The sequence below is a fragment of the Bartonella sp. AA16NXGY genome, from assembly GCF_042197325.1.
Classification (GTDB): domain Bacteria; phylum Pseudomonadota; class Alphaproteobacteria; order Rhizobiales; family Rhizobiaceae; genus Bartonella.
This window is the reverse complement of sequence record NZ_JBHIRR010000004.1, coordinates 18,685-37,899: the sequence shown is the minus strand read 5'-3', so window position 1 is coordinate 37,899 and position 19,215 is coordinate 18,685. Positions and strand designations below refer to the sequence as shown.

Here is a 19,215-nt window from a genome sequence, read left to right as displayed (position 1 = left end):
GGAACATTTGTAAATCCTTATTGATGAAAGAGTATCCCATGATTTTAATTATAGGGAGAATAATATTGCAAATGGAGCCGTTACAATATTCACCTTGGCTTTGTGCCAAAACGTGAAAACACGTGTATACATCTTTCAGCTTGATTGAGAATCAAGCAACAATACAAGCAGCACAAAAGCGTATTGTTGAAGAATGGAGAACACAGAATAAATCAATGTAATTGACCATAAAAAAACCCTTCATGCGTAAAATTTTACAGGCGTTCTTCAACAGTGTTTTACGACAAAATAAATCCATCCGCTTTCATCAAAAACAAAGTTAAACATACCCCCTAAAAAAGGAAGGTATCTTATGATGCACTCTCAAATATCAAGAGCAATCGCAAATAGGAAATGAGCAAAGTGTTTGATAATGCTAGCTTATTTCCATAAATATAAAAACACCGCTACGCAAAGATGCCAATACGCAAAAATGTTGGTACGCAATGAATTCTATACCTTATCACGAGTAACACTATGAAATGGGTGTGGAAACGATAAATCATATTTCTTTACCGAAAACGGGTACATGATTAACACCATAGCATTCTTGTTCTTTACACAGATATTAATTCTTTCTCTTGCTTTTGCAGTCAACAATAGCGCATAACAAAAAATAGGATAAAGCTAAAAAGAAGAGGTTAGAGATGAAATTTTTTGTGGATAGCGCCAATATTGAAGAAATTCAAGAGTTACAGAATTTAAGCCTTGTTGATGGTGTTACCACCAATCCCTCTCTTATCCTAAAATCAGGACGCAATATTCTTGATGTTACAAAAGAAATTTGTGCTCTCGTTAGCGGACCTGTTTCTGCTGAAGTTGCAGCAACGGAATTTGAAAGCATCATGAAAGAAGCAGCTGTTTTAGCAAAGATTGCCGACAATATTTGTATCAAGCTTCCTTTAACACTCGATGGATTAAAAGCCTGTAAAGCCCTCACAGCAGCAGGACTAAAAACAAATCTCACACTTTGTTTTTCTGCCAATCAAGCCTTATTAGCCGCCAAAGCAGGCGCAACATTCGTTTCACCTTTTATTGGTAGACTTGATGATTGTGGAAATGATGGAAGTGAACTGCTTCATGAAATTCGCACAATTTATGATAACTATAACTTTGAAACACAAATCTTGGCCGCTTCAATCCGCACCGTTAATCATGTCAAAGAAGCAGCACTCAGTGGTGCTGACATTGCAACAGTTCCACCAGCAATCTTAAAAGCACTGGTCAAACACCCTCTCACCGACAAAGGGTTGCAAATATTCCTCGACGACTGGAAAAAAACAGGACAAAATATTGCTTAATATCTAGAATTTTTATTGGAAAGATCTTTTGAAAGTAACAAAAAGATCTGTTCAGCCAACTCTTCCGCAACACGTTTTTTTGCATCTTCTTCTGCTTGCAGCGTTGCATATTCTTGACGAAGTCGCTCAAAAGATGCATTCATCATTGCTGTTCCTTTTGCAACAAGAGTATTTTTCATATCCTGCAAAGTGTAAGAAGCTCTGCTCATAACAGTTCCAACAGAAGGTCGTCCCTTTCTCTTTTTCTCGAAATCAACCTCTATCTGCATAGATTCTCTTGTAAAGACGGATATCTGTAATGCCAATTGATAAGCAGGTAGAGAAGGTTTAGCACCATTTCCATACAAAAGAAAAAGCAGATGGTTGCGCACCATTTGTCCAAAACGATCCGAAGGTTCTTCCACAACAATAGAAGCAAGCTTTTGCGCTAATCCCAAAGAAGCTTGTCCAGAAGGGTATCCAGAAGCAGGATTCCCATAAGAAGCAGAATCCATTGTCATTGCACTCTGCAACTCTTGACGGTAAAGCGGTTCAACTTTGCATCCACACAACAGTGTGAATACACCAGCTAAAATGACAAGAATAGAACTTCTAAAAAACGACATTCACAATCCTTTGTGGAACAACAATGATTTTTTTCACAGGCTTTTCAATTAGCTGCGCCTTTACAAAATCTAACGCCAAAACCGCTTCTTTAATCATCACCTCATCAGCAGTTGCTGCAACGCTCACCTCACCACGTTTTTTACCATTAATTTGTACTGGCAAAGTATAGCATTCCGCAACGGTTAACGTGGGATCATAAATAGGCCAAGCAAGCGCAGATATTAAATTTTTTCCCCCTAAAGCAGCATGACATTCTTCTGCTAAATGGGGCATCATGGGTGCAATCATAGCAAGAAAAAAATCCATAGCTTGACGTAAAGAAGCTTTCATTTCATCGTCAACACTTTCTATCCTATTTAACAACGGCGCCATAATATTCAAGAATTCATAAAGGCGTGCAATAGCCCGATTAAAAGCGAATTTTTCCAAATCATCTTCTACAGCGTGGAGCGTGCGATGTGCGACCTTTGAGAGTTCCAAAGCCGCTCCCTGATGCCCTGCACAAGGCGCCACATCCTTTAAAATAGAAGCACTCACAGCCACATGGCGCCAAACACGCTGTACAAAGCGATGTGCACCTTCAACACCAGATTCTGTCCAAATGACATCCCGCTCGGGAGGAGAATCTGACAACACAAACCAACGCACAGTATCAGCGCCATAAGATGCAATAATATCATCAGGATCAACGACATTCTTTTTTGATTTTGACATTTTCTCAATCAAACCAATCGTCACTTCACTTTGATCGGTTAATTTATAAGCACACCGCTTTCCATCTTTTTCAACAATCGAAATTTCTGCTGGAGAAACCCACCCTTGATCATCCCGATAGGTTTCATGCACCACCATCCCTTGGGTAAAAAGCCCCTTAAAAGGCTCATCTACCGTCACATGACCGACCAATTTCATAGCACGCATAAAAAAGCGCGCATAAAGAAGATGCAAAATGGCATGCTCAATTCCACCAATATATTGTTGCACAGGCAACCATTCAGCTGTTGCTTGTTTGTCAACAGGTCCCTGCGCAAAAGGAGCCGTAAAGCGTGCATAATACCAAGAAGAGTCAACAAATGTGTCCATGGTATCGGTTTCGCGTTTGGCAGGTTGACCACAGGAAGGACAAGTAACATTTTGCCATGTTTCATGTCGTGCAAGAGGATTTCCTGGTTGATCAAAAGTAACATCATCAGGCAACACAACCGGTAAATTGGCACGTGGAACAGGAACAACCCCACAAGTTGTACAATGGATCATCGGAATGGGGCACCCCCAATAACGTTGACGTGAAATCCCCCAATCACGCAAACGAAATTGCACTGTTTTCTTCCCTTGCGGTTGCCCATTGAGCATTTGTTTTTCAAGCTTTTTAGCAGCTTCTTCAAAAGCTTGTCGGGGTGTCAAACCATCCAAAAAACTGGAATTGATCATCACCCCATCACCCGTATAAGGTGTTTCAGGTGTGACAAAATCTTCTGCTTGCTCTCCTTTTGGCAAAACCACGGGTTTTATTGGAAGATCATATTTACGCGCAAAATCGAAATCTCTCTGATCATGAGCTGGACAACCAAAAACAACCCCTGTTCCATAGTCCATAAGCACAAAATTCGCGATATAAACGGGAATATGTACTGTTGAATCGAAAGGATGAACAGCCAAAAGGGGCGTGAGAAACCCTTGTTTTTCAGCTGTTTCAAGTGCTGCCGTTGTCGTTCCACCACACCGACAATTTTCAATAAAAGCACTCAACGCTTTGTCTTTTTTTGCCAAAGCTTGTGCAATAGGATGATCAACAGACAGAGCCAAAAAGGAAGCGCCAAACAGTGTATCAGGACGCGTTGAATAACAAACAACCTCATCAAATTTCTCACAAACATCATCAGCATCACCCGCCGACTTTAAGGCCCAACGAATCAGCAAACCTTGTGATTTTCCAATCCAGTTTTTTTGCATGGTGCGAACTTTTTCCGGCCATTGGTTCAGCTCTTCAAGCCCTGCCAAGAGATCTTCACTAAAGTCGCTAATTTTGAAAAACCACTGCGTCAACTCACGTTGTTCAACCAACGCACCAGAACGCCATCCCCGCCCATCAACAACCTGTTCATTGGCCAAAACAGTATGATCAACAGGGTCCCAATTCACCTTAGCCACTTTACGTGCTACCAACCCCTTTTGATAGAAATCAAGGAACAACATTTGTTGGCGGTGGTAATATTCCACATCACAAGTTGCAAATTCACGCGCCCAATCTAATGAGAGTCCTAATTGTTTTAATTGCCCGCGCATGACCGCAATATTTTGATAGGTCCAAGTTTTAGGATGCACTTTATTTTGCATAGCGGCATTTTCAGCCGGCATCCCAAAAGCATCCCACCCCATGGGATGAAGCACATTAAACCCCTTGGCGCGTTTATAGCGTGCAACCACATCCCCCATGGCATAATTGCGCACATGCCCCATGTGAATGCGCCCAGAAGGATAAGGAAACATTTCTAAAACATAATATTTTTCACGAGCATCTTCTTGAAGAGTCTGAAAAATTTTCTTTTCATCCCAAATTTCTTGCCATTTTTTTTCTCTCGCACGTGGATTATAGCGTTCGCCTATATTATAATGTCCAATTGTCATTCCCATTATACTCTTTTAATAAAACAGAACCAAAAACTTGTTTTATTATGCTTGACCATGGATTAACCTCATCGTCAACATTTTCGTGAAATATTTCCCTAAGTATTTTATAAAACTTTAAAAAAAACGACCAACTCTTGAACAAAAAAGGTAAAGCACAAAAACATGAATACACAAACGCCCCTCGATGCCCCTTCCATTGAAGCATGGCAAAACCTTCAAAAAGACATTGCTGAAACATGTCAAGAGTTACAACGCCCTGTAGAAGAAATTGAACTTATCGCTGTTTCAAAAACTGTTTCTGCTATTGATATACGACCCCTTTTGCAAGCAGGCCAATCTTTATTTGCAGAAAACCGCGTACAAGAAGCAGCACAAAAATGGCCTGCTTTACGTCAACAATTTGAAAATATTAAACTCCATCTCATCGGTCCCCTACAATCAAATAAAGCCGCTGAAGCTGTCAAAATTTTTGATGTTATTCAAACGGTTGATCGTGAAAAAATAGCCAAAGTTTTGATGGAAGAAATGCAAAAGCAAAAAAAGAATCTCCCCTGCTATGTTCAAGTCAACATTGGGTTAGAACCGCAAAAAAGTGGTGTTGCACCCCAAGAAGTGATCCCTTTTGTTTCTCAATGCAAAAACAACTATAGACTCGATATCATCGGACTTATGGGCATCCCCCCTGTCGACGAAAACCCCGGTCCCTATTTCGCTCTTCTAGCAAAATTAGCAAAACAAGCAGGTCTTCCAAAGCTTTCCATGGGTATGTCCAGTGATTTCAAAACCGCTCTACAGTTTGGCTCTAATGTCCTTCGCATTGGCTCCGCTTTATTTGGAAAACGCCCTGTGTAAAGCAATTTCCCCTCATATAAATCTATTCCCCCTTCAATAAATTCCCATTGAAGATTCTACGAACAAGCCAAAAACAGCAGAAATGAGAAAAATATTTCCTTCAATCTCAATAAAAGAGCAATTCTAGCAAAAAAGCTGGTCTTCTCAAATTTCTCACCGGCACATCCACAACGCGTACAATAGCTTCAAAATAGCATTACAATTTTGCTCTCATATTCTCGCACATTGCTTCTACTTTACTCCCCTCTGACCGCCTCTCCAGCAAAAGCAACATAAAAAATAAATCCTTATATAAAAGCAAAATGATAAGAGGGGCGTTGAGCATGAATGAAAAAACTGTCGCAAAATCACTAATAGCAAAAGAATATTGAATACGATTATCGCAATGATTTTCATTGAAAATCACGCATTCTCTTAACTTCTCCAACATGCGTAAACAATTTCCCCGCATGCCAATGGCGTAAAGCAGGCAAAAGAGGCTTATGGCTGCATAATACAATAACAAAACTCTTTCATGTAAGTCACTTGAGCAAAATAAACATCTCAAATACCCAATAGAGCACCAAGAGCCGCGCTAAACAACATGCTAGCAATCTATAAGATCAACGATAGCATAGAGGCTTTCTATGCTCTACAAAGCGTAAATACAGTCAATATCCGCCTGAAAAATAAAAGAACTAATCCCAAGCATATGCGCATAATACATGCAGGCAAAACAATGGCAATGAGATAGATCCCAATAACGATATTTCTTTATCGTTCTCGTAAACAAAGAGAAAAACTTCAACTTTTCATATACGCAATTTTTCTAAATTTAAACTTTAATTAAGAAAAAATATGGTGTAATTTCTTATATTTTAAAATATTGAAAATAATATTATTATATTTTTTAAGAAAAAATTTCATATATACATAATATAGTTATTATTTATACAGTATTTTTATCACCATTTTTAAAGTTTATATTTGTAATTTCTCTAAAAATACGTGATACCAATTTGAAATGTATCATTATGATACTACTTTTAATGTAGATAATTAAGGAGAATTAATATGTTTGGTTCATTCAACACATTCGGTCATATGGCGACAAAGCCTTCTTTTGGTCATTCGCACAATTCAAGACCTTTTCATGGAATATCAAAACATACTCATGGAAATGCATGTAGCTTTAATGGTTTTGCTAATAACATGATTTCACACGCCTCTACACTAGGAGCTCAGGGAGGGCTAACAGGAGCAGCAGGGGGAGCTCTGTTTGGAGGACTAGGAGGTGCTCTTACAGGTGGAACTGTAGGTTTGGGAGGGGGGCTCATTGGAGGTGCTATTTATGGCTTTGGACAGTCAGCTTGGAATTGTTGGTTCTAATTTATAAAAAGTAGCTACAAAGATATCTCTGAAGATAAATAATTCTGTAAATATATTCGAAAGAATATACCAAAATTAAATATCTACATCTGTGGATAAAATAGTTTTCGGAGATATCTATTGTGAATCACATCTTATAATCAGGATTTTGTTATAATGAATATTCTTTATGAAATCATAAGACTGTTTTGCATTCTCATTGTATTCATCCCTATATATACTATTGGTTTAAAAAAAATTGGTGGCTACAGTTGGAAACTATCTATAAAATCAACATTATATACAGTAATTCTGTTCATTATTTCTGATAGTTTATGTAGATACTTCGGTTTATATTAATTATTTATCGGATGAGTTTCGAGTATACTGAACAAATTTTTTTCATAATTATTTATTAATCTCATTACTATAACTAGGATTTTGTTATAATGGATATTCATTATGAAGTTGTAAGAATGTTTTGCATGTTAATTATAATTACTCCTAATAATTGCCATTTCTTTTAAAATATTCAATGGCGTAGGTTGGAGATTGTCTATTATAATGGCATTATCGTCATTTATTATGTTCTTTATTTCTAATTTTTTGCGTAGATATTTTGGTTTATATTAATATTTAGTAAATTTATTCTTTTAAAAAGCATTCTCATTCCCTCTCCTTTATAGGGGTATTTTTTTAATATCTTTATGCTTTTATAAAAAGCTCTATACCGCAATAGTCTTTGCCATATTTGAATATCCTAAAAGCATAAAATACCTTTTTAAGAAAAACGTATCAGATTTAAAAATTGACTATTCTAATCTTTGTCATTTAGTCTAACCTCATAATGAAAAGCTTTTGGGAAAACTCTGCCACAAATATAACCATACAAAAATACAGAGGCAGATTTTTCCAAACAATAAAAAGAGGGAAACATGACTGAAAAAATTTATCCAATATCAGAAGAGATCAAAAAAAATACTTTACTCGATGAGGAAACTTATCAACAATGGTATCGAGAAAGCATTAATGATCCAGAAAGCTTCTGGGCAAAACATGGTCAACGCATTGAATGGTTTAAACCTTTTACAAAAGTAAAAAACACTTCTTTTAACGGAGATGTCTCCATTCAATGGTACGAAGATGGGATAACAAATGTTACCTATAATTGCATTGATCGCCACCTGAAAACCCATGGAGACAAAATCGCGCTCATTTGGGAAGGAGATAATCCTTATCATGATAAAAAAATAACCTATAACGAGCTTTATGAACATGTTTGTCGTTTTGCCAATCTTTTGAAAAGTCGTGGCATTAAGAAAGGCGATAAAGTAACCATTTATCTTCCTATGATTCCCGAAGCAGCCTATGCTATGCTTGCTTGTGCTCGCATTGGAGCTATTCATTCGGTTATTTTTGCTGGCTTTTCTGCTGAAGCAATAGCAGGACGCCTTGTTGACTGTGAATCAACCTTTATGATTACCGCTGATCACGGCTTGCGTGGCGGCAAACGGATTAACTTAAAAGACAACGTTGACCATGCTATTGAGATAGCAGCGCGCCAAAACGTGCATGTGGACCAAGTCATGGTTATACGGCGGACTTGTGGACCCATTCAATGGATAGAGGGACGTGATTTTTGGTACCACGAAGAGATAGCTCATGCCAAAACAGCTTGTCCACCAGAACCAATGAACGCTGAAGATCCGCTTTTTATTCTTTATACTTCAGGCTCAACCGGCAAACCCAAAGGTGTTTTGCATACCACAGCAGGCTATCTTGTTTTTGCCTCGATGACTCACCAATATGTTTTTGATTACCACCCCGATGAAGTTTACTGGTGTACAGCTGATATTGGTTGGATTACCGGTCATTCTTACTTGGTTTATGGACCTTTATGCAATGGTGCGACCACTTTAATGTTTGAAGGCACACCAACCTTTCCTGACAAAGGAAGATTTTGGCACATTGTCGACAAGCATCAAGTCAATACACTCTACACCGCACCAACAGCTATCCGCGCCTTAATGGGAGCAGGAAATTCATTTGTTGAACACTCAGACAGGACGTCGTTGCGTCTTTTAGGCACAGTAGGAGAACCTATTAACCCAGAAGCATGGGAATGGTTTTATCATATAATTGGAAATGACCGTTGTCCGATTCTCGATACATGGTGGCAAACGGAAACAGGAGGGCATATGATCACACCCTTGCCTGGTGCAACCCCCCTCAAAGCAGGATCGGCCACACGTCCTTTCTTTGGTGTTCAACCCCAAATTGTTGATGCCCAAGGCAATGTTTTAGAAGGTGAAGCAGAAGGCACTCTTTGTATCAGTGATTCATGGCCAGGACAAATGCGCACACTTTATAAGGATCATGAACGCTTTATTCAAACTTATTTTTCCTCCTATAAAGGAAAATATTTTTCAGGCGATAGCTGTAGGCGCGATAGCGACGGTTATTATTGGATCACAGGACGAGTTGATGATATTCTCAATGTCTCGGGGCACAGATTAGGAACCGCTGAAATTGAATCAGCTCTTGTTTCTCATCCCTCTGTATCAGAAGCAGCTATTGTGGGTTACCCGCATCCCATTAAAGGACAAGGAATTTATAGTTTTGTGACCCTCATGGAAGGAACAGCGCCAAGTGAAGAATTGCAAAAAGACCTTATCAAGCATGTGAGACAAGAAATAGGCTCTATTGCCATATTGGATAAAATTCAGTTTGCTCCGCAGCTTCCCAAAACGCGATCAGGGAAAATTATGAGACGTATTTTACGAAAAATCGCTGAAAACGATTTTGATACTCTCGGAGATATTTCAACCCTTGCCGAACCACAAGTTGTTGAAGATCTGATTGCCAACCGACAAAACTAAAAAACACGACGCAATACAACATACGGTGGTTTTTGTTTTTTTTGCTAAAATTATCTCAGCATTATTACGAAAACCACCGAGGAGAATAAAAAATAAAACAATTCACGAGAAGCTCAATCATTCTAACAACAAACGCTTTTTTTCATAACAGGTAAGAAATAATTTAAGCAAAAACCTCAGGATTGGGATGCGAACAAGAATAAGAAAGTAAGATAAAAAGAGCAACATAGCTTTTTAAAATCACCTAATGTCCACTCAATGCAAAAAAAGCCTCTGAGTAAGAAGGAAAAATAGTTCTGATGTTTATGCTAGAATCCCTTTGAAATTCCTGCTAAAATCATAAATAAGGCTAAAAAAAGAAAGTATAAGTGATAATATTCTTGAGCAAAAATATTTATCTATAACGAGGGTGTATAAAAAATATTGAAAACCATGAAATCTAAAATAAACAAGCTTACAACAAAAATCTAAAGCAATGAAAGTAAGAGTTTTTAGAATAAATGATGCAATATAAAATCAGGAGTAATAATAAAAAGTGATTCATTTTGAAAATGTCGGCCTACGCTATGGAATGGGCCCTGAGGTCCTTCGTGATATTAGCTTTCATATTCCTCCTGGATCATTTCAATTTCTCACAGGTGCCTCTGGAGCAGGGAAAACGTCGCTGATGCGTCTTATGTTTTTAGCACTCAAACCCACCCGCGGTCATATTGATCTCTTTGGAACAGACACAGCATTACTCAAACGACAAGAGCTCCCTGCGCTGCGACAACGTATCGGGGTGGTTTTTCAAGATTTTCGTTTACTCGACCACATGACCACTTATGAAAATGTCTCCTTACCTTTACGCATTAAAGGACAAGAAGAAGCAACCTATCGCAGTGAAGTGGAAGATCTTCTCTGTTGGGTAGGTCTTGGAGATCATATTCATGTTTTACCACCGGTTCTTTCCGGTGGGGAAAAACAAAGGGTAGCCATTGCACGCGCACTCATTGATCAACCTGAAATTCTACTTGCCGATGAACCCACCGGAAATGTCGATCCGCCCTTGGCAAAACGCCTCCTCCGTTTGTTTATTGAATTAAACCGTTTTGGAACGGCTGTTATCATTGCCACCCATGATATTGCCTTAATGGAACAAGTTGCAGCACGGCGTATGCTTCTCCATAACGGACGGATGACGATTCATGAATAAGTCTTTCCCCATTTTTACAAGCAATAAAAAAAATACAACAGCGATTATTCCCAGTGGTAATATTTCTGGAAAAGCATTAGTTGCCGTGATTGCTATTATGACATTTCTTTCAAGCCTCACCTTAATCGGTGTTGATTTGGTCCAACGTGCCGCCCAAAATTGGAGTAATCAGATTAGCTATGAAGCAACAATACAAATACGCCCCATTGACAATGTTGATATCAACAAAGCACTCCGTGATGCCGTACAATTGGTTAAAACATTTTCTGGTGTACAAGATGCAAAAATTGTTGACCAAAAAGCTACAGAAAAGTTACTGGAGCCATGGCTTGGAACAGGCTTCAATGTCAATGAACTACCCCTTCCCCGCCTCATCATTGTGACCCTGAAGAGAGATGAAAAAATCAATTTTGCAGCCATTAATCACGCCATTAAAACCCAAATTCCAGGAGGTCAATTTGATGATCACCGTGTTTGGGTTCATCGTTTTGCGACCATGGCACACACCACTGTTTTCATTGGTTTTTCAATTTTAGCATTGGTTTTAGGCTCTCTTATCCTCACCATCATTTTTGCCACCCGCAATGCATTGGCAGAAAATACACATATTATCAATGTCTTATATTTCCTTGGTACTGAAACTCTTTTCATTGCTCGCCAATTTGACTGGCATTTTTTTAAAACTGCGCTGCGTGGTGCTTTATATGGTGGTCTCACAAGCATATTTCTATTTTCAGCCTTTTGTCTCTGGACGAATTATAACTTGGGAAGAGTAGAAGCTAGCCAAGTAACAGCTTTGTTTGGACATCTTTCCATAAGTTCCATCCCCTACGGAAAAATCATTTTTCTTATTATTTTCGTTTCTTTTCTTACCACCCTTACAAACCGCATGACTATTTTAGCGCAACTGAAAAAAATTGATCAATGTGAAAACGGTTTATTTTAATTTTATGACTTACAATACTTTCAACTCATTGACGCAAAACAATTTAGAACGTCCTCTTCCAAAACGGACCCACTATAATAGTTGGTCTCCATGGCTTTTATTTCGCTATTTTCCACCGACAACCCTTACTCTTTCAATCATTGTTTTAATTTTCTGGGGCGGTTTTATTATTTTTTCTGAAAAAACTGAACGACTCTCTCCCCCAACACCTCTCCCCAAAGCGGATGCCATTATCGTGCTTACAGGCGGAGAAAACCGAATAGAGACAGGACTTAATCTCTTACAAAGGGGGCTTGGTTCACGTCTCCTCATCAGTGGCGTAAACACCACAACCAATCTGAAAAGTCTCATGCACAACATGCATATTACCCCACGGCTTATCTCCTGTTGTATTGACATCGGGCATCAAGCGATTAACACCAGAGGAAATGCTAAAGAAAGCGCCGATTGGATCAAAAAACACCACTATAAAACCCTTTATATCGTCACCCATGATTACCATGTGTGGCGCTCAATGCGAGAACTTAAATATTTAATGCCTGATATCCATTTCATTGCCTATCCTGTTAAAAAGAACAATGCTGAAAGCGCAATACAACAGATCAATCAAATCCGCATTCTTATATTCCAATATATTAAAACGCTCCAAGTCTATATCAGAACCGCATTCTGACCTTTCTCCCTGATCTTTATTCTTGTGACTTTAAACCTTGCTACCCTCTGACTGCTTTACCCTTCTCTCCATACCTTTCCACACGAATTACCGCCATAAAAGCCCGCCAGAACTTCCCCCCATACAAAGCACAACGCCCCGATACACGTGTCACTGTCTTGCACATTAACCAAAAAACATCTCTTACATCCCAAACTTGATCTCACAACACGTGATCTATCTAATGCCATCCCCAATATAGAAGACAGCTCTTGTAAATAAATCTTCCCAGATAGCTATAAAATCAAACTTGTCATAAAAATCTATTTACACCACTGTCTTACCCTTCATAAAAAATGCAAACCGCCCCACCCTATATTTTGCCACCCCCCAAGTATTACGATAGCTCTTAAACCTCTTGGGATGATTGGTAAGAGGCATGCATTACGCCTTTCTTAAACACGAACATACCAACCTCATATGACATGCAAAGAAGTAATTTTAATAGATTTAAAATAAGAAAATTTATAATACTTAGATTTCTCATTTAACAGAGAGAACATTAAACTATCATTATAAGTCAATATATTAGTAACAATCTCTTATTCTAAAAAGCATCTTCATAAGAGCATTTTAGATCACAGATAGGAATAAGCTCAAAACGCACACCGCGACAAATACCCTACATTTTTTATCGCAATCTTTTTTGAAATCATTTCGCTCTCTAAGATCACTTTTTGTCTGGTTTCCTCTCCCAAAAAGAACGAAAATTTTTAAACTCTATTGATCTGTAAACAATAATAACTCAGCTTCTTGTCTAACGCGTTCCACCTGCTCACTTCAATATCAGAACATCTCAAAAGACAGATTTCATGAGAATTGTCATTTCCTCTCAACATCTCAAAAGGCGACGATTCTTATTAGCAACGATTTGTAAACAATCCACTTTCTCTGGACAAGTTCCTCTCAGCTTCCCCATTTATATGGTTTACTCACATAAAGCTCGATAAGAAAACCCTGCCTGAGAATATTCATCACTGCCGCTAAAGCTCATGCGTCATAATTTTAGCGACCTCACTGCCTAAGGTGCTTTATCACATACAATATATTGATTTATAATGAAAATTTATTACGCTACAACTTGAATGAGAGCTCTCAATATCATCAGATTCTCTCATTTCAAATCTGTTCTCTATTGAATCAATCAAAACCATTTTCTTGCACATCACAAAGGAAGAGAGCCTGCGCAGCGTAAAACTGTACAAGAAAGACATGCCTCTTATGGACTTGTCTCAAGTGCCAAGGGCTGTCGCAATACCCACGAGCTGGCAAGGTGTATGATAGTGCCAGTTTGTTACGACTCAACACTTTTTTACCGCACAATGGATAATTTAACCTTTTCAGTTTCTCTCACTTCCAATTTTGGCAGGTTGCGCACAATTTTCATTGTTTCCAAGCTTACAGTAATAACCCGCTGAAACAATTCCAATGGATAAGCTGGATTACCCACCGTTTCAACAGCATAGCGATTGGCATCATTCACAATCCCACTCGCTTTATCCGTTTTGACAACCTGCCGCTCCATAACCCATTCAAGAGCAGGCCTGCCATTGATCACATACTCATAAGCTTCAAGAGGAATATTCTGCATCGTGATATGCGCATTATAAATCACTGTGCTTTTGTCAATAGCACCACGCTTACCAGCAAATTTCATTGCTTCAACACGATAAAAACTCTTCTCATCAGAAATCACCCAAGTTCTTGGATCACCCTGTTTATAGGTAACGGGATAGGGTTCAACTTCTTCATAATTCATATGCAAATCACCAAGCTTTCGCCCCGCTGTAACAAAAGCCCAAAAATCCTCTACCTTTTTAACTGTTGGAATACGCGGCAATTGTTTAGACAGATTATGCGCATAACGAGCACGATAATCTTCAGAATGCAAAATCCCATAAACATAATAAAACAAATCATCCTTTGTAATCATTTCACCAGGATAAGCTGCCTTAAAATAAGCCAACCCTTCATCCGTAAGAGCATCACGCCGCTGTAAACCAGTTTCTTTGCTTTCCTCTGCAAAATTTGCAAACAAATGAACCTGATTCCCTTTTTTAGCTCCTAAGGGTGCAACATCTTCATAAACATACCGTGGAAAACATTGACCAGTATCCATTGCATGAAGATTAGATAAATTCTTAGTCATCAGAACAGAAAATCCACTGCTTGCTCCAACTCCCGTAACTTGTATTACTCTGTTTTCAACCGCTTGCTTCATAGGGAATATACGCGGCATTTGATATACTCTTTCGTTAAAAGTACGGTTATAATAAAGCCATTGTTGTGTAAAAGGACGATAAAGACTTTGAACTAAGCAATTACTTTCAAATTCAGAAAACTTTCCTCTTACCAATTCCTCTTTAAGACTACTGCTCCAACTGATTTTTTGGGTATCTGTATCAACAAAATCGTTCACAGCATTTGCACGTGCTTTGCGGTCAGAATGCGCATAAACATTATTAAAACGTTCCACTTCATTGTTATAGAAAGTTATCGTGTTACGCATATTCTTCGCTAGATTTTCACGGCTTGAATTATATGCCCAGGCATCGCGAGTAGTTATAATCCCACGAGAAAACGTTTCAAAGAGCTTTTTATCACTGCCTTTCTTATCACCTAAGGCCAGAAATTTTTTAAAATCACTGTTGCGCTGATTCAGCCAATCGCCATATTCATCTGGCGTAATCATCTGCCAGCCGTGTTCACGCTTGATACCGCCAACACTACCCAACCGCTGAAGTTGAGATAATTTCTCCTTTGTCGTGAGATTATCACCAATATTGTAATAGTGAATTTTGCAATGCTCCGTGACATTTGGATTTTTAATAAATAGTGTCACAGCGATTCCTGCCATACTTCCACTTCCGAAAACATTTTGCCCTTCTCGAGCAGCTCCTTTGCTCATCATATTTTTGCGAATATCACCACGCAAATTGAAAACATAAATGCTCGAAAATTCTTCATTCAATTCTTTTCGTAATCCACTCGTAGAATATCCATTGATAAAACCTGAATTTGTCACAAAACCAATAACACCACAGTCTTTTATGCGATCACTTGCCCAACGAATGGCACGAATATAACTGTCATAAAGTCCATTAACATTGCTTGCTTTGGATTGAGCAGCATAAGTTTCACGAATGCGACGATCCAATTTAGGATAGCCAATATTCTGCGCATTGTCGTTTTCACTTTTTTGTCCAGAAGAATAAGGGGGGTTGCCAACAATAACACGAATATCCAGTTCCTTCTGGTGCGCCCGACGTGTACTGTTATCCACCAGCAAATCACTGATCAGGTCTTTTTCTTGCTCATAAAGCTGGAATGTATCGGTCAAACAAATTCCCTCAAACGGAACATAATCGCCCCCCATCAGACCATGATAGGTCGTCTCAATATTAATGGCTGCAATATAATAGGCTAAAAGCACGATTTCATTGGCATGAATTTCACGACAAAATTTGTGTTTCATCTCCTCTAGTTTTATCAAACCCGATTGTAAAAGCCGTGTGATAAAAGTCCCCGTTCCAGTAAAGGGATCCATGATGTGCACACCCGATGAGCCAAGCGTTTGCCCAAATTCTTGCTCTAATACATCATTGACAGAGTGCAAAATAAAATCCACAACCTCGACGGGGGTATAAACAATGCCTAATTTTTCTACAGTGCGTGGAAAAGCATAACGAAAAAACTTATCATAAAGCTCTACAATCAACCTCTGTTTTGCTTTTGGATCCGTAATGCCACTGGCTCGTAATTTTACACTTGCGTAAAATTTTTCCAGATCTTTGGATTCCTTATCAAGATTTGCCTCATCAAGCACATCAAGCATACGCTGCATAGCACGCGAGACAGGATTCTCACGTGTGAACTGATAGCCTTCAAACAACACCTGAAAGACAGGACGCGTGATAATATGCTGTGCCAACATCTCAATCGCATCAGCTTCTGTAACAGCATCATTTAAGTCATCACGCAGTTCTGCCACAAACCTGTCAAAGGCTTGACGCGCCTCAGTATTTGGCTCTGCCAGAATGCCTGTTAAGCGCGTGATATGATTCTTAGCAATTTCAGCAATATTGCTCGCCCAATCCTCCCAATAATCTCGTGTCCCACACTTTTTGACAATCTTTGCCATGATGGCACGCGAAATCTCATCCACAGGGAAAGCAAGCTCCCCTTGTTCATCTGTAAAAAGGACATCACGCTCCGCTGTACCAATACCCAATCGTGCTGGTTGTGCGCGTAGTGGAAGATTGTCTACAATAGCCGTAATAGCCTTTAATTCAGTGCTCTGTGTGACACCAATAATCTCAATCACATTGCTAATATCTTGCCCGAGGGATGCCTTATTAATCGTTGCATCAAAACGATCATCATGTGCACGCAAAGCATTTAAAATTTGCCAGATAACCCGATATTTATCATTGTTGTTCAAAGCCTGTTCCACTGGAGTATCAGGAGGAATACCAATTGGCAAAATGACATATCCCATCTTTTTACCTTCAGAGCGACGCATCACCCGCCCAACCGCTTGCACAACATCAATCTGGCTCTTGCGTGGATTTAAAAACATGATCGCATCAAGAGCCGGAACATCCACCCCCTCAGACAAACACCTTGCATTGGTTAAAATACGACAAATATCATCCCCACTATCAGCTTTCAGCCAATCAAGTAATGCACCACGATCCTTTGCATTGAAAGTGCCATCAACATGCTCAATTTCACACTTCAGAAAATGTTCATTTTCTGTATCCTCTTTCGTATAATCAAGATATTCTCTAACAACCGCAGAAAACTCATCACGAACGAGTTTAGAACTTTGAATAGTTTTACAAAACGCTAAAGCACGATGCATAGGATATGAATCCGTACCAACATCAGCCTTCATATTTTGTTTTGTCAAAGCCTTATAACAGCCAATAATCTTCGTTGCATCATCAAGAATAAGCTCAGAATCGCTATCACTAAGGCGCTTCTGAACAGCGGAACTGACCAATTTTTCGTCCATTGCTAAGACAATAACCTTATAATCTGTTAAAAGATCATTTTGTACTGCCCATGAAAAACCCCGATAAAAAAGTGTTTTACCAAAAAGCTTTTCATCATCCATCGAAGCAAGAACAGCATTAACTTCATTCGCGCGACTTTTTGCGTTATCACCAAAAATACGTGGTGTCGCTGTCATATAAAGGCGCTTCTTGGCGCGAATAACATCATTGGAATGCACCTTAACAAAATTGGATTCATCCTCTCCCACCAGCGTTGCCCCTGTTGTACGGTGCGCTTCATCACAAATGATAAGATCAAATGTTGGCAAACCATAGTTTTTCTGAGAATCAGCAATCACCTGAATAGATTGATAGGTTGCAAACACCACGATCATCTTATCTGCAACACTCTTCGCCACCTGTTCTGCAAGTTTAGCAGCATCGGTTGTCGCCGGAAAAGCAAGATCAAACACATCAATTTCAGCAACATCATCACTATTTTTACGACGCTTTCCCACTTGTGTATCGGAACAAACAGCAAAAGATCTCAATCCGATTCCTGCATCCGTTGTCCATTCACGAACCGTCTGTGACATCAGTGCCAAGGAAGGAACAAGAAACAAAACAAACTTGCCTTCACCCGCCAAATCCTCAGCAATTTTAAGACTGGTAAATGTCTTACCAGTACCACAAGCCATAATAAGCTTCCCCCGATCTGCTTGAGCAAGCCCAGCACGCACATCACGCAATGCTTCCAATTGATGTGGACGGATTTTCTTTTTATCCTCCAAAACAACTTTGCCTTGGGCTGCAAAAGTTTCCCAACGGATCGGACTTTGTTGTATATCGGAAAGATTAATCCGTATAACAGGAATATCCTGCCCCCGTATCATTGTTTCAGCGTTATCACTCCAAGTACTTTCAGTACTATCTATAATAACACGCCGCTTGAATGGAGCTTTCCCTGATGCCGAAATAAAACTATCAATATCTGCTTTTCTAATCCGATAGGCTGCATCATAAAATTTACATTGGATTGCCGCAAAACCCCCTCCATCACGAAGCTTTGCCACAAGATCGATACCAGTATCACGACCATCCCAATCATTTTCATGAGCCCAATCTTTAAAGGTTTGAACCTTCTCATAACACCCAGACTGAAGAGGATCATGTGTCAGATAAGCAAGAGCAAAACGCTCAAAATATGTACCTTTATCTCGTTCGGTACGCGCTTCATCACGATAGCTCTGTAAAAGCGATTGCAGCGTCGTCATGCTTTTCTCTCTATTAAAAACATCTTCAATTATCGAATCTAGACCTATTCATTAATGCCTCTTGTTCTACCCAAAAAACTTAAAAAAAGCTTAAAATTGCTTGATTTTAAGATATTTCTTCTATGCTTAATTAAATCAACAAGAGAGAATCTTTTGATCTTTTTGAGTATCCCCCAAATCATATGATGCATTTATTGATGTCTATATCCCTATGGAAATAAACGGTAAGGCGTGATGATTTTGAAAATATTTTTTGCCTTTTGTTAAGAATACACAATAAAGTGCGCAATAATTTTAGGATTTAGCTTAAGAATGAGAGGAGGAAATGGATAGGACACCTGCGAACACACAAGACACCAAGGAAGAAACTCCACACACAAAACAGCGCATTTTACGAACGATCATGCATATAATTTCACTATAATACGCAAAATAT

Annotated in this window: 11 protein-coding genes; 7 read left to right on the top strand and 4 right to left on the bottom strand. The window is 39.0% G+C overall.

Annotation, left to right across the window (positions count from 1 at the left end; genetic code table 11):
* The first annotated feature begins 686 nt into the window (after window positions 1-686).
* Window positions 687-1,340, top strand: a complete 654-nt coding sequence (gene fsa, locus ACFINK_RS03455; protein WP_375613172.1) for a fructose-6-phosphate aldolase — start codon at window positions 687-689, stop codon at window positions 1,338-1,340.
* Here the strand turns inward: fsa and lptE are convergent.
* Together lptE and leuS are read right to left on the bottom strand one after the other, a co-directional pair.
* Window positions 1,337-1,945, bottom strand: coding sequence for an LPS assembly lipoprotein LptE (lptE, locus tag ACFINK_RS03450; protein ID WP_375628707.1), 609 nt, complete (start codon window positions 1,943-1,945; stop codon window positions 1,337-1,339). The two genes, fsa and lptE, sit on opposite strands and share 4 nt — an antisense overlap.
* Window positions 1,932-4,574, bottom strand: a complete 2,643-nt coding sequence (leuS, locus tag ACFINK_RS03445) for a leucine--tRNA ligase (RefSeq protein WP_375638313.1) — start codon at window positions 4,572-4,574, stop codon at window positions 1,932-1,934. The genes lptE and leuS overlap by 14 nt, the downstream gene beginning before the upstream one ends.
* A gap of 165 nt (window positions 4,575-4,739) precedes the next feature.
* Here leuS and ACFINK_RS03440 point away from each other — a divergent pair, with 165 nt between their 5' ends.
* On the top strand, window positions 4,740-5,429 hold the full coding sequence (locus ACFINK_RS03440; protein ID WP_375632073.1) for a YggS family pyridoxal phosphate-dependent enzyme: 690 nt from the start codon (window positions 4,740-4,742) through the stop codon (window positions 5,427-5,429).
* A 196-nt stretch (window positions 5,430-5,625) separates the two neighbouring features.
* Here the strand turns inward: ACFINK_RS03440 and ACFINK_RS03435 are convergent, their stop codons facing one another.
* On the bottom strand, window positions 5,626-5,835 hold the full coding sequence (locus tag ACFINK_RS03435; RefSeq protein ID WP_375638255.1) for a hypothetical protein: 210 nt from the start codon (window positions 5,833-5,835) through the stop codon (window positions 5,626-5,628).
* Window positions 5,836-6,482: 647 nt separating this feature from the next.
* Here ACFINK_RS03435 and ACFINK_RS03430 point away from each other — a divergent pair.
* From ACFINK_RS03430 to ACFINK_RS03410, 5 genes are all read left to right on the top strand, one after another.
* Window positions 6,483-6,797: a hypothetical protein gene (locus ACFINK_RS03430; RefSeq protein WP_375633465.1), complete on the top strand. Its 315-nt coding sequence runs from the start codon at window positions 6,483-6,485 to the stop codon at window positions 6,795-6,797.
* A gap of 914 nt (window positions 6,798-7,711) precedes the next feature.
* Window positions 7,712-9,655 carry an acetate--CoA ligase gene (gene acs / locus ACFINK_RS03425; RefSeq protein ID WP_375638254.1) on the top strand — a complete coding sequence of 648 codons (1,944 nt, stop codon included), beginning with the start codon at window positions 7,712-7,714 and terminating at the stop codon, window positions 9,653-9,655.
* A 535-nt stretch (window positions 9,656-10,190) separates the two neighbouring features.
* A complete protein-coding gene (gene ftsE / locus ACFINK_RS03420) occupies window positions 10,191-10,850 on the top strand; it encodes a cell division ATP-binding protein FtsE (protein ID WP_273723097.1) in 660 nt (219 codons plus the stop codon).
* On the top strand, window positions 10,843-11,796 hold the full coding sequence (locus ACFINK_RS03415; protein ID WP_375611715.1) for a cell division protein FtsX: 954 nt from the start codon (window positions 10,843-10,845) through the stop codon (window positions 11,794-11,796). Before ftsE ends, ACFINK_RS03415 begins: the two co-directional genes overlap by 8 nt.
* A gap of 4 nt (window positions 11,797-11,800) precedes the next feature.
* A complete protein-coding gene (locus ACFINK_RS03410) occupies window positions 11,801-12,469 on the top strand; it encodes a YdcF family protein (RefSeq protein WP_375638253.1) in 669 nt (222 codons plus the stop codon).
* A gap of 1,351 nt (window positions 12,470-13,820) precedes the next feature.
* Here ACFINK_RS03410 and ACFINK_RS03405 read toward each other — a convergent pair.
* On the bottom strand, window positions 13,821-18,779 hold the full coding sequence (locus ACFINK_RS03405) for a DEAD/DEAH box helicase (protein WP_375638252.1): 4,959 nt from the start codon (window positions 18,777-18,779) through the stop codon (window positions 13,821-13,823).
* Window positions 18,780-19,215: the final 436 nt, after the last annotated feature.

What these genes read in the sequence shown, in the direction of transcription:
- fsa (WP_375613172.1), top strand. Translation starts at nt 687, where the DNA reads ATGAAATTTTTTGTGGATAGCGCCAATATTGAAGAAATTCAAGAGTTA.
- lptE (WP_375628707.1), bottom strand. Translation starts at nt 1,945, where the DNA reads ATGTCGTTTTTTAGAAGTTCTATTCTTGTCATTTTAGCTGGTGTATTC.
- leuS (WP_375638313.1), bottom strand. Translation starts at nt 4,574, where the DNA reads ATGACAATTGGACATTATAATATAGGCGAACGCTATAATCCACGTGCG.
- ACFINK_RS03440 (WP_375632073.1), top strand. Translation starts at nt 4,740, where the DNA reads ATGAATACACAAACGCCCCTCGATGCCCCTTCCATTGAAGCATGGCAA.
- ACFINK_RS03430 (WP_375633465.1), top strand. Translation starts at nt 6,483, where the DNA reads ATGTTTGGTTCATTCAACACATTCGGTCATATGGCGACAAAGCCTTCT.
- acs (WP_375638254.1), top strand. Translation starts at nt 7,712, where the DNA reads ATGACTGAAAAAATTTATCCAATATCAGAAGAGATCAAAAAAAATACT.
- ACFINK_RS03415 (WP_375611715.1), top strand. Translation starts at nt 10,843, where the DNA reads ATGAATAAGTCTTTCCCCATTTTTACAAGCAATAAAAAAAATACAACA.
- ACFINK_RS03410 (WP_375638253.1), top strand. Translation starts at nt 11,801, where the DNA reads ATGACTTACAATACTTTCAACTCATTGACGCAAAACAATTTAGAACGT.
- ACFINK_RS03405 (WP_375638252.1), bottom strand. Translation starts at nt 18,779, where the DNA reads ATGACGACGCTGCAATCGCTTTTACAGAGCTATCGTGATGAAGCGCGT.